10 protein-coding genes are annotated in these 12182 nt (G+C 67.6%); 1 reads left to right on the forward strand and 9 read right to left on the reverse strand.

Annotated elements, in window-relative coordinates; genetic code table 11:
- Positions 1 to 89 precede the first annotated feature (89 nt).
- Positions 90 to 485 carry a DoxX family protein gene (locus E3T49_RS10845; RefSeq protein WP_134424927.1) on the forward strand — a complete coding sequence of 132 codons (396 nt, stop codon included), beginning with the start codon at positions 90 to 92 and terminating at the stop codon, positions 483 to 485.
- Positions 486 to 605: 120 nt separating this feature from the next.
- Here the strand turns inward: E3T49_RS10845 and E3T49_RS10850 are convergent, their stop codons facing one another.
- The 9 genes from E3T49_RS10850 to E3T49_RS10890 all read right to left on the reverse strand — a co-directional run bounded on the left by E3T49_RS10850 (position 606) and on the right by E3T49_RS10890 (position 11912).
- Positions 606 to 974 carry a hypothetical protein gene (locus tag E3T49_RS10850; RefSeq protein WP_134424928.1) on the reverse strand — a complete coding sequence of 123 codons (369 nt, stop codon included), beginning with the start codon at positions 972 to 974 and terminating at the stop codon, positions 606 to 608.
- Positions 971 to 1486, reverse strand: a complete 516-nt coding sequence (locus E3T49_RS10855) for a DNA polymerase III subunit gamma/tau (RefSeq protein WP_134424929.1) — start codon at positions 1484 to 1486, stop codon at positions 971 to 973. Before E3T49_RS10855 ends, E3T49_RS10850 begins: the two co-directional genes overlap by 4 nt.
- A 157-nt stretch (positions 1487 to 1643) precedes the next feature.
- A complete protein-coding gene (locus tag E3T49_RS10860) occupies positions 1644 to 2699 on the reverse strand; it encodes a zinc-dependent alcohol dehydrogenase family protein (RefSeq protein WP_134424930.1) in 1056 nt (351 codons plus the stop codon).
- Positions 2700 to 2756: 57 nt separating this feature from the next.
- Positions 2757 to 4142 carry an FAD-binding oxidoreductase gene (locus tag E3T49_RS10865; protein ID WP_241972767.1) on the reverse strand — a complete coding sequence of 462 codons (1386 nt, stop codon included), beginning with the start codon at positions 4140 to 4142 and terminating at the stop codon, positions 2757 to 2759.
- A gap of 262 nt (positions 4143 to 4404) precedes the next feature.
- Positions 4405 to 5433, reverse strand: a complete 1029-nt coding sequence (ilvC, locus tag E3T49_RS10870; RefSeq protein ID WP_134424932.1) for a ketol-acid reductoisomerase — start codon at positions 5431 to 5433, stop codon at positions 4405 to 4407.
- Positions 5434 to 5607: 174 nt separating this feature from the next.
- A complete protein-coding gene (gene ilvN / locus E3T49_RS10875) occupies positions 5608 to 6117 on the reverse strand; it encodes an acetolactate synthase small subunit (RefSeq protein WP_134362524.1) in 510 nt (169 codons plus the stop codon).
- Positions 6118 to 6120: 3 nt separating this feature from the next.
- A complete protein-coding gene (locus tag E3T49_RS10880; RefSeq protein WP_134424933.1) occupies positions 6121 to 7941 on the reverse strand; it encodes an acetolactate synthase large subunit in 1821 nt (606 codons plus the stop codon).
- Between the two features lie 37 nt (positions 7942 to 7978).
- Positions 7979 to 9673: a dihydroxy-acid dehydratase gene (gene ilvD / locus E3T49_RS10885; RefSeq protein ID WP_134424934.1), complete on the reverse strand. Its 1695-nt coding sequence runs from the start codon at positions 9671 to 9673 to the stop codon at positions 7979 to 7981.
- Positions 9674 to 9719: 46 nt separating this feature from the next.
- On the reverse strand, positions 9720 to 11912 hold the full coding sequence (locus E3T49_RS10890) for a bifunctional alpha,alpha-trehalose-phosphate synthase (UDP-forming)/trehalose-phosphatase (protein WP_241972768.1): 2193 nt from the start codon (positions 11910 to 11912) through the stop codon (positions 9720 to 9722).
- Between the last annotated feature and the right edge of the window lie 270 nt (positions 11913 to 12182).

Consider the following 12182-nt stretch of genomic DNA (forward strand, 5'->3'; position numbering starts at 1 on the left):
GATCCTCCGATAGCAGCAGAAAGCATGGCTTGCGCCGCGACCGTGGGGCGCCAGATATGAAAACACTCTATCGGCTGGAGAATGGAGCCATGAGCAGCGTTACGTTCCCCGACATCCAGTTCGCCCTCCGCATCGTGCTGGCGGTGGTTTTCATCGGTGCCGGGATCACGCATTTTGTGCCGACGGTGGCGCGCACCATGCGGGCGATGATCCCGCCACGCCTGCGATCGACCGGGGTCCTCCGGCCCGCGAACCTCGTGATCCTGACCGGTGTGTGCGAGCTCGCCGGCGGGCTCGGGTTGCTCTACCCACCCACGATTGTGACGGCGGGCGTCTGCCTGGTCGTGATCCTGGCGGCGGTTTTCCCGGCCAACGCCTTCGCGTCACGCTACCCGGACCGCTTCGGCGTGGCCGCGATTCCGCTCGTGCCGCGCCTGGTCGGGCAGCTCGTGTTGATGGGACTGATCGTCGTCGCGATCGTCTGAGCCGGCGCCGCCCGCGCCGCCAGGGCCGCCCGCCATTCGCGGCGCAGGTTGTGGAAGCGGGCGCATGGTGGAACGTGCGCCCGCTTCCACAGGGTGCGCCGAGACGGCTTCGCGTTCGGCCTAGGCGAGCAGGCTGCCCGCTCCGAGAGTGAAGATGTTGACGGCGATCGCGGCGCTCAGGCACAGGCCGGCCAGGAACAGGGCCGCCTGTGGGGCAGGACCGCGGAAACGTCCGATCCACGCGGCGAGTACAAAGATCACGATCGGGCCGAGGATGCCAATGAGCAGCACGACGATGCCGAACCCGCTCAGTTGGGAATCGAGGCTCTGGGCCAGGATGTTCAGGCCCACGAGGTTGCCGACAGCCTCCCAGACGTCGTAGGCGTAGAAGAGGCCGAACAGGATCGCGATCGTCGTCGACAACCAGCGCGGGGTGCGCCGCCGGGACCCGGATCCGACCGGGGTGGCGGTCTGAGAGGAATCGGTCATGCGATGACCCCCGGTCCGGAGATGAATGACAGTGGAACGAGCAGGATGACGCCGATCAGGAGCCAGCCGAACCGAGCTCGCGGGTGTGCTCGAGTGAGCCAGAACGTCACCGCGAACCAGACCGCAGGGGCTGCCACGGCCAGCCACAGGCCGAGCATGAACATGAACTCGGAGACCACGTCGGACGTCGGGATCTGGATGCGGCCCGCGCCGATGAACCAACCGATCGTGTAGAGCAGGTAGATTCCGCCGAAGATGCCGAGCGACACCAGGGCCAGCGAGCTCGTGGCGACGCGGGTCGCTGCGGCATCGGCTGCCGCCTTCGCCTCGACAGCGGATGCCGGACCGGTCACGGTCCATCCCTCCGGCGGTTCGCCGGAGCCGGGGCCAGCGGCACTCGCGGTCTCGCCGGTCTCGCCGGCTTCGTCCCCGGAAGCGAGCGTGGGGTCGTCGTCCCCAGCCCAGCCCAGGGCGTCGTCCCGGTTGTCGCCGTCGGAGTATCCAGAAGTCATGTTTCCAGAGTACCGATCCGCCGAGTTGATCCTCGACAACGCAACTGTTGCCGAAGCGGACATGTGTCGCCGGTGTGCCGGCAACACATGTCCGAACGGGCAACAGTCGCGCCGACCGTGCGAGCCGGGCGCGCCGGGCGCGCCGGGCGAGCGAGCGCTAGCGGCTGAGCACGACCTTCAGCGCCTTGGTCTCCGCGGCGCGGGAGAAAGTGTCGTACGCCTCCATGATCTGGTCCAGCGAAAACCGGTGCGTGGCCAGCTTGGCGGCGGGGATCTTCTTCTGCGCCACGAGCTTCAGCAGCATGGGTGTGGTGTTGGTGTTCACCAGCCCCATGCTGATGCTGATGTTCTGGATCCACAGGTCCTCCAGGTGCAGCTCCACCGGCTTGCCGTGCACGCCCACGTTGGCCACGGTGCCGCCTGGACGCACCACGTCGATCGCCATGGTGAACGTCTCCGGAATGCCGACCGCCTCGATGGCGACGTCGACGCCGGCGCCGTCGGTCAACGCCAGCACCTGCTGCTTCCAGTCGGGGCTGCCGGAGACGACGACATCCGTCGCCCCGAACAGACGTGACTGCTCCAGCCGGTTCTCATCCGTGTCGATGGCGATGATCGTGCCGGCGCCGTAAAGCCCGGCCGTGGCGATGGCGGCGAGGCCGACCGGCCCGGCACCGATCACAGCCACCACGTCCCCCGGCTTGACCCTGCCGTACTGCACTCCGATCTCGAACCCGGTCGGCAGGATGTCGGAGAGCATGACGGCCTCCTCGTCCGTGACGCCGGGCGGCAGGAGGTGCAAGGAGTTCTCCGCGTAGGGAACCCGGACATACTCGGCCTGGGTGCCGTCGATGAGGTGCCCGAAGACCCAGCCGGTCCCGGATGCCCCCTCGTCGCCCAGGCAGTGCGAGAACAGCCCGGTCCTGCAATTCGCACAGTGACCGCAGCTCTTGATGCAGGAGACGATGACCCGGTCGCCCACCGCGAGAGTCTGCACGGCGGTGCCGATCTCCACGATCGTGCCCACCGCCTCATGCCCGAGGATGCGGCCCTCCTGCACGGCCGGCACGTCACCCTTGAGGATATGCAGGTCGGTGCCGCAGATGGTGGTCGTGTCCACGCGCACGATCGCGTCACCCGACCCGACGATCTTCGGATCGGGCACGTCCTCCCACGTCTTTCGTCCGGGACCGTGATAAACCAGCGCCTTCATGGTGACTCCTTCGTCGACGGGACCGGGTGCACCCCGGCGACGATCACGGTACTCCGCTCACCGGAAGGCCCGCGGTATGGTCGGCGGGATCTTGTGATTGAGCCGGAAGACGTTGTCCGGGTCCCAGGTGCGCTTGAGAGCGCTGAGGCGCTCGAGTTTCGCGGGCCCGAAGACGGCCAGGGCTGCGGCAGCCTGGTCCAGGTCCGGTTCAGCGCCGAGAAAGTTGACGTACTGACCGCCCGAGGCGACCGGCTCCATCTCAGCGGCGAATCCGCGCACGAATGCGATCCGTGCAGCATCGTCGGCGGCGTCGGGCCAGAAACCATAGATGTTCAGCCAGAATCGCGCCGCCCGGTTCGGGAACGGCGTGGCGTCCTCGTCGACCCGCGCGAGCGCTCCGCCCATGTGGTGGATGTCGAAGCCCGTACCCCGCCAGGTCTGTTCGGCTGCTCGCCGCGTGATGACCTGGATCACATCGTCATCGAGCCGGTCGAAGGAGGTGTTCTTCCAGTACCCGCGCACGCCCTGGGGGAACAGTTCATCTGCGGCCGACTGCCAGACCGGCCAGCGCGCCGGTCCAACCGCCTCTGCGTCGGGTGGTGCGGCCCGGCGAAGCCGGTCGACGACCTCATAGCCGGCCGTGAGGTCGGCTGACGCCCAGGCGAAGCCGAGCATCATCAGCGGGTCGTCACCCAGGTTCCAGCCCGGCGGCGGCACCATGAAGCTGATAATCGTGGTCAGCTCGTCCGGCAGATCGTGGGTCCAGGCCGCGAAGGCACGAAGGGCCTCCGTCCAGCGGTCTCGACCGTAGACGAGGTTGCCGGAGAGCACTTCGGCGGGCAGCGGATGCGCCTGGAACGTGAACGTGGACACCACCCCGAAGTTGCCGCCACCTCCACGCAGCCCCCAGAGCAGTTCGGCGTTCTCGCTGTCGCTCGCCGTCACGGTCTCCCCCGCGGACGTCACGAGCTCGGCCGCGACCAGGTTGTCCACGGTCAGGCCGTGGGCGCGGGTCAGCCAGCCGACCCCACCGCCCAGGGTGAGGCCAGCCAGTCCGGTTCCCGAGACGACGCCGACCGGCACCGCCAGCCCATAGGGTTCGGTCACCCGGTCGAGGTCGGCGAGGGTGGCTCCCGGCTGGGCGCGCACAGTGTGGGTGCGCTCGTTCACCTCGACCGCGGTCAGCCTGCCCAGGTCGAGCACCAGGCCGCCGTCGACCGTGCTGTTGCCGGCGACGTTGTGGCCGCCGCCGCGTACCGCCAGGGGGAGGCCGCGGGTGCGTGCGAAATGCACCACCGGTCCGATGTCGGCCGCCACCGCGGCCCGCACGACCGCGACCGGGTGGCGATCGATCATGCCGTTCCAGACTCGTCTGGCCTCGTCGTAGCCGGAGTCGCCGGCCGTGATGACGGTTCCGGAGATGTGCCTCTGGAGGTCGCTCACCTCGTTGAAGGCCTGAGAGTGCCTGCTCTGATGTCGTGTGGTCTGTTTACCCATAACTGTCCCCTGCGATTGCAGTCGTCGCGCTGTGGCTGGCCGCGCGGGAAGTCGTGAGGGCGGCCGGGGTCATCCGCTGGGAACAATGCTGAACACCCGCGCCGACCGCGGCAAGCATGCACCTCGGATAGGGGTTCCACCGGCCCTTTAACGATGAAAGCGGGACCGATCGCGTGGATCGGTCCCGCTGTCGACGTGCGCTGGGGTGTTAGCGCGCGGCTTCGCCGTCGATGTAATCGTCGTCGGCGGAGGCGTTCCAGGCGAACAGCTTGCGCAGCTCGCGGCCGGTCGCTTCGATCGGGTGCTCTTCGCCCTTCTTGCGCAGAGCGAGGAATTCCGGTGCTCCGGCGTCCTGGTCCTGGATGAACCGCTCGGCGAACGCGCCGTTCTGGATGTCGGCGAGAACGGCCTTCATGTTCTCCTTGACGTGGGCGTCGATGACGCGCGGGCCGGAGACATAGTCGCCGTACTCGGCGGTGTCGGAGACGCTCCAACGCTGCTTGGCGATGCCGCCCTCCCACATCAGGTCGACGATGAGCTTGAGCTCGTGCAGCACCTCGAAGTAGGCAACCTGCGGCTGGTAGCCCGCCTCGGTGAGAACCTCGAAGCCGTACTGGATCAGCTGCGACGCGCCACCGCAGAGCACGGCCTGCTCGCCGAACAGGTCGGTTTCGGTCTCTTCGGTGAAGGTGGTCTTGATGCCGGCGGCGCGCAGGCCACCGATCGCCTTGGCGTAGCTGAGGGTGAGCGGCCAGGCGGCGCCCGACGCGTCCTTCTCCACTGCGACGATCACGGGAACACCGCGGCCGGCCTCGTACTCGCGGCGAACGGTGTGGCCCGGTCCCTTGGGGGCGACCATGACGACGTCGATGCCCTCGGGAGCCTCGATGTAGCCGAAACGGATGTTGAAGCCGTGTCCGAAGACGAGGGCCTTGCCCGCGGCGAGGTTCGGCAGCACGTCGGCGGCGAACAGGTGACGCTGCACCTGGTCGGGCGCCAGGATGACGATGACGTCGGCCCAGGCGGATGCCTCAGCGGTGCTGAGAACGGTGAAGCCGGCTTCCTCGGCCTTGGCCTTGGACTTCGAGCCGTCCTTGAGGCCGATGACGACCTCGACACCCGAGTCGCGGAGGTTCTGCGCGTGGGCGTGGCCCTGAGAGCCGTAGCCGATGACGGCCACCTTCTTGCCCTGGATGATCGACAGGTCGGCGTCTTTGTCGTAGTAAATCTCAGACACGAGTAAATGTTCTCCTTGTTGTTGGCGGATAAGAGCTTGTCGGTGGTCGAGCTTGTCGGTGGTCGAGCTTGTCGGTGGTCGAGCTTGTCGGTGGTCGAGCTTGTCGAGACCCGGTGGTCGTGTCTCGACAAGCTCGACAACCGGGATCCCGGTGGTCGAGCCCGTCGACAACCGTTAGTTTTTGAAGACGCGCTCGCTGATCGATTTCGATCCGCGGCCGATGGCCAGCAGACCGGACTGGGCGATCTCCTTGATCCCGTAGGGCTCGAGCACGCGCAGCAGTGCCTGCGTCTTGCCGGAGTCTCCGGTGACCTCGATCACGACGGCGTCGACGGACACGTCGACGACGCGGGCCCGGAACAGGGTCACGGCTTCGAGCACCATCGACCGGGTCGTGTTGTCGGCGCGCACCTTGACGAGCAGGTGTTCGCGTTGCACCGACTGGGCCGGGTCGAGTTCGACGATCTTGATGACGTTGATCAGCTTGTTCAGCTGCTTCGTCACCTGTTCCAGCGGTGCGTCTTCGACGTCGACGAGGATCGTGATGCGGGAGAGCCCGGGAACCTCGGTGTGGCCGACCGCGAGGCTTTCGATGTTGAAGCCGCGGCGGGCGAAGAGACCGGCGACCCGGGTGAGCAGGCCGGGCTTGTCCTCGACGAGGAGGCTCAGAACGTGGGTGCTCACGGGTTATTCCTCTTCCCAGGTCGGTGCGTGGTCTTTCGCATACTGCACATAGCTGTTGCTGACGCCCTGCGGCACCATCGGCCAGACCATGGCGTCCCGGCTCACGATGAAGTCGATCACCACGGGACGGTCATTGGTCGCCAGCGCGAGCTTGATGGCGTCGTCGACCTGGTCGGGACTGGTGACCCGGATGGCGAGAGCGCCGTAGGCCTCCGCCAGCTTCACGAAGTCCGGCACCATCGCGGATCCGTGGCCGGTGTGCAGGTCGGTGAAGGAGTGCCGTCCGTCGTAGAACAGCGTCTGCCACTGCCGCACCATGCCCAGCGAGGAGTTGTTGATGACGGCGACCTTGATCGGGATGTTGTTGATCGTGCAGGTGGCCAGTTCCTGGTTGGTCATCTGGAAACATCCGTCGCCGTCGATCGACCAGACGACCCGGTCGGGCTCGGCCACCTTGGCGCCCATCGCGGCGGGAATGGAGTAGCCCATCGTGCCCGCTCCCCCGGAGTTCAACCAGGAATTGGGCCGCTCATACTTGATGAACTGGGCCGCCCACATCTGGTGCTGGCCGACGCCGGCCGCGTAGACGGCTTCCGGCCCGGTCAACTCACCGATGCGCTGGATCACGAACTGCGGGCTCATCAGGCCGTCCGTCGGCTCGGAGTAGCCGAGCGGGAATTCCTCGCGCAGACCCTTCAGGTAGGTCCACCAGGCGCTGATATCGGGCGTCGTCGTGGTCACCGCGGCCGCGTAGGCCACGGTGAGGTCAGCGATGACCTCCTTGGCGTCACCGACGATGGGAACGTCGGCGGCGCGAATCTTGCCGATCTCCGCGGGGTCGATGTCGACGTGAACGATGGAGGCGTGCGGCGCGAACTCGGAGACCTTGCCGGTGACGCGGTCGTCGAAGCGGGAGCCGAGGGCGATGATCAGGTCGGCTTCCTGCAGCGCGAGCACCGCGGACACCGTGCCGTGCATGCCGGGCATGCCCAGGTGCTGGTCGTGCGAGTCGGGGAACGCACCGCGCGCCATCAGTGTGGTGACGACGGGCGTGTTGCTGAGTTCGGCGAACGCGAGCAGTTCCTCCGACGCGCGGGCACGGATGACGCCGCCGCCCACGTAGAGAACGGGCTTCTTGGCCTCGGCGAGCAACTGGGCCGCGGCCAGCACCTGCTTGCCGTGGGCCTTGGTGACCGGCCGGTAGCCGGGCAGGTCGAGCTTGGGCGGCCAGATGAAGGGGGCGCTCTTCTGCTGGGCGTCCTTGGTGATGTCCACCAGCACCGGGCCGGGCCGGCCGGTGGAGGCGATCAGGTGCGCCGACGCGATGGCCGCGGGGATGTCCTCGGGGCGCTTGACCAGGAAGGAATGCTTCGTGATCGGCATGGTGATGCCGACGATGTCGGCCTCCTGGAAGGCATCCGTGCCCATCAGCGTGGAGAAGACCTGGCCGGTGATGCAGAGGATCGGGACCGAATCCATGTAGGCGTCGGCGATGGCCGTGACCAGGTTGGTGGCGCCGGGGCCGGACGTGGCGATGGCCACTCCGACGCGGTTGCTCGCCGAGGCATAGCCTTCCGCGGCGTGGCCGGCACCCTGCTCGTGGCGCACCAGGATGTGGCGGATGCCGGTCTGGCTCATCAGCTCGTCATAGAGCGGGATGACGGCGCCGCCCGGAAGCCCGAAGACGTCCGTGACGCCCAGGAGCTCCAGCGACCTGATGATCGCGCCGGAACCGGTGAGGATCTCGGGCGTACCGGAGTCTGGTGCCGAAACAGGCGCGGCAGGTGAGGGCGACGGTGATGGCACGGGGGTTTCCGCGGTCATGTGATCAGTTCCCTAGTTCGATGACGATTGGTGTGTGCTAGCCCGTGACGGCGCCGACGGCCGCAGACTGGACAAGCTTCGAATACTTTGCGAGAACGCCTCGGGTGTAGCGCGGAGGCAGAGGTGCCCAGCCAACACTCCGGGCGGCCAGCTCATCAGGGTCGACCAGTAGGTCGAGCGTGCGAGCTGCGATATCGACCCGTATCAGATCACCATCGCGCACGAAGGCGATTGGACCTGCGTCCACCGCTTCGGGTGCTATATGGCCGATGCACAGTCCGGTTGTGCCGCCTGAGAATCGACCGTCCGTTAAGAGTAGTACATCCGCGCCGAGCCCGGCGCCCTTGATGGCCGCGGTGATCGAGAGCATCTCCCGCATTCCGGGACCGCCCTTGGGTCCCTCGTAGCGGATGACGACGACGTCGCCCTTCTGGATCTCCCCCGCGGTGAGCGCATCCATGGCGCCGCGCTCACGTTCGAACACGCGTGCGGGGCCCTCGAACACGTCGGAGTCGAAGCCGGCGGTCTTGACGACGGCACCCTCGGGCGCGATCGAACCCTTGAGGATGGTGATTCCGCCGTTGACGTGGATGGGATTGTCGAGGGTGCGCAGTACCGTGCCGTCGAGATCGGGCGGATCGATCTCGGCGAGGTTCTCGGCCACGGTCTTGCCGGTCACGGTGAGCGCGTCACCGTGGATGAGGCCGGCCTCGAGCAGGGCCCGCATCACGGCCGGGACGCCGCCGTGACGGTCGACGTCGTTCATGACGTACTTGCCGAACGGCTTCAGGTCGCCGATGTGCGGCACCTTGTCGCCGATCCGGTTGAAGTCGTCCAGGGTGAGTTCGACCTCGGCCTCGTTCGCGATGGCCAGCAGGTGCAGCACCACGTTGGTGGACCCGCCGAACGCCATCGCCACGGCGATCGCGTTCTCGAAGGCCTTGCGGGTCAGGATGTCCCGGGCCGTGATCCCGAGACGCAGCAGGTTGACGACGGCCTCGCCGGAGCGGTGCGCGTAGTAGTCGCGGCGGCGGTCGGCGGAGGCCGGTGACGCGGAGCCGGGCAGGCTCATGCCGAGGGCCTCGGCCACGCTGGCCATCGTGTTCGCGGTGTACATGCCGCCGCAGGCACCCTCGCCGGGGGCGAAGGCGCACTCGATGCGCTTGGCGTCGGCTGCGGACATCCGCCCGGCCTTGACGGCGCCGACCGCTTCAAAGGAGTCGATGATGGTGATGTCTTTTTCGGTGCCGTCGGAGAGCTTGACCCAGCCGGGGGCGATCGAGCCGGCGTAGAGGAAGACGCTGGCGAGATCGAGGCGGGCCGCGGCCATCAGCATGCCGGGGAGCGACTTGTCGCAGCCGGCGAGCAACACGGAGCCGTCGAGGCGCTCGGCCTGCATGACGACCTCGACCGAGTCCGCGATGACCTCACGGGAGACGAGGGAGAAGTGCATACCCTCATGGCCCATCGAGATGCCGTCGGAGACGGAGATGGTGCCGAACTGCAGCGGGTAACCGCCGCCGCCGTGCACACCTTCCTTGGCGGCTTGCGCCAGGCGGTCCAGGGAGAGGTTGCAGGGCGTGATCTCGTTCCACGAACTGGCGATGCCGATCTGGGGCTTTTCCCAGTCCGCGTCTCCCATACCCACGGCCCGGAGCATCCCACGCGAGGTGGTGGCTTCGATTCCGTCGGTGACGTCGCGGCTGCGCGGCTTCATGTCGATCTCAGTCATGCACTGAGTCTAGAACGTCCGCTGAGGGAGGACCGCCGTTCGGGGCTTATGCTCCGGCGGCGGCCTCACGCTCCGCGGCGACGGCCGCGCGGGCGTCGGCGATGAGACCCAGCACCAGTGGCACGTCTTCCGGCCCGCGCACGCGATAGCCGGCGAGCGAATCGCCGGCACCGATCTTGAGGCCGACGTCGCCGGGCTGGAGCACGGCGAAGGCGTCCTCGTCGGTGGTGTCGTCGCCGGCGTAGAAGACCCGGTCGGCGCCCGTGTGGCGGCGGAGCCGCTCGAGGGCGTCGCCCTTGGTGCTGGAGCGCACCGCGAATTCGATCACGTCCTTGCCGTCCCGCACGGTCAGTCCGGGCAGCAACGCACCCAGCTCGTCGCGCGCGCTCTTTTGGGCGGCGGCGGCGTTCCGAGGCGTCGCCAGCCGGGTGTGCAGGGCGAGGCCGGCCGGTTTACGTTCGATCCAGGTTCCGTCGACGCTGTCGGCGATGCGCTCGAGCACCCGCGCGAGGGCGTCGAGCTGCTCGAGTTCCACGGTGACGAGGTCGAGTTCGATCTCGGGGGTGTCCAGCTGCACCTCGATCCCGTGCGAGCCGGTGAGGAGCACGTCGGTCTGCGGCTGCGACACGTGCTGCAGGCTGACCAGGGCCCGTCCGGAGACGAACGCGACCCGGACCCCGTCGAGGTCGAGCAGGCGCTGCACGGCTTCGCGGGTGCCGGCCACGGCGCGCGCGTCTTCGGGTTTGTCGACGTGCGGGGCGAGAGTCCCGTCGAAATCGAGGGCGACCAGGATGTTGTCGGCGCGGCTGAGATCCTTCAGCGCGCCGGCGAGGGTGTCGGGGATGCCGGGACGCACGGCGGCTCCCTCGGTCAGGGTGCGGAGGAAGGATGAGGACCAGGCGGCGACGTCGTTGTCGAAGACCTTGCGGCGGAGCGCGCGCATCCGTCGCAGCCGTTCCTGGCGCGGCATCGCGACGGCGCGCAGGATGGCGGCCTTGACCCCGTCGATGTCGTGCGGGTTGATCAGCACGGCCTGTTTGAGTTCATCGGCGGCTCCGGCGAACTCGCTCAGCACGAGCACTCCGTCACGGTCGAAGCGCACGGCCACGTACTCTTTGGCGACGAGGTTCATGCCGTCGCGCAGGGCGGTCACCAGCATCACGTCGGCGGCGAGGTACAGTGCGACCATCTCCTCGCGGGGGTAGCCGTGGTGGTGGTAGCTGATCGCGGTGTGGCTGATGGTGGAGAAGTCGCCGTTGAGGCGGCCGACGGCCAGTTCGATCTCGTCCCGCAGGGCAATATAGGGACCGACGCGTTCCCGCGAGGGGCTCGCCACCTGCACCAGCGTCACGTCCTCCACACTCAGGCTGCCGTCGGCGAGCAGTTCGCCGAACGCCTTGATGCGGTGGGCGATGCCCTTGGTGTAGTCGAGCCGGTCCACGCCCAGCATGATCGTCTTGGGGTTGCCGAGGTCTTCCCGGATCTGGCGCGCCCGCTCCTGAATCTCGGGACGCCGCGCCAGTTCCTCGTAGGCGGCGGCGTCGATGGAGATCGGGAAATGCTTGGCGATCACCCGGCGGTGCGTGCCCTCGGGGGCAGGCACGTCGATGGCGACGCCGCGGGTCGGGTAGCCGTAGAGCCGGCGTACGGCGCGGGAGAAGTTGCCGGCGTCGGCGAGGCGCTGGAAGCCGATCAGGTCGGCGCCGAGCAGGCCGTCGAGGATCTGCTTACGCCAGGGCAGCTGCGCGTAGATCCCGTAGGGCGGGAACGGAATGTGGTTGAAGAAGCCGATCACGAGGTCGGGGCGCAGGTCGCGCAGCATCCGTGGCACGAGCTGCAATTGGTAGTCGTGCACCCACACCGTCGCCCCGGGGGCGGCGGCGGCTGCGGCGGCTTCGGCGAAGCGGCGGTTCACCCGCACGTACGCCTCCCACCATTCGCGGTGGAAGCGTGGCGGAGCGATCACGTCGTGGTAGAGCGGCCAGATGGTGTCGTTGGAGAATCCCTCGTAGTACTCCTCCAGTTCGGACTCGCTGAGCCGCACCGGGACGATGGAGATGCCGTCGTTCTCGAACGGCTCGAACGTGCGGTCCGCGATGCCGGGCCAGCCCACCCAGGCTCCGTCAGTACTGCGCATCATGGGTTCGAGAGCGGTGACCAGGCCGCCGGGCGAGGTGCGCCAGCCTTCGGTTCCGTCCTCGGAGACCTCGATCTCGACCGGGAGTCGGTTGGACACCACAACCAGTGAGTAGGTCGGGCTCGTGCCGGCGGATGCCGTTGTCTCGGCTGCAGAAGTAATGGGTTCATCCGTTCCGGCGAGCGCTGAGCGCGACCACCTTGCTGGACTCCAAGGTTATCAGCGAGCCGGAATCCGGTGCCGGAGCGGCCTTTCGGACACGGTCGATCGGCATGGTGACAACTTTGAGGTAACGCGCGTATTTTGGCGTGTGAATCGTGTCCCGTCGTGTCCCCTCCTCATCGGTTGTGTCACGTGACGGCTCGACCCCGG

Origin of the sequence: Cryobacterium cryoconiti, from assembly GCF_004403065.1 — a bacterium.
Lineage (GTDB): Bacteria > Actinomycetota > Actinomycetes > Actinomycetales > Microbacteriaceae > Cryobacterium > Cryobacterium cryoconiti.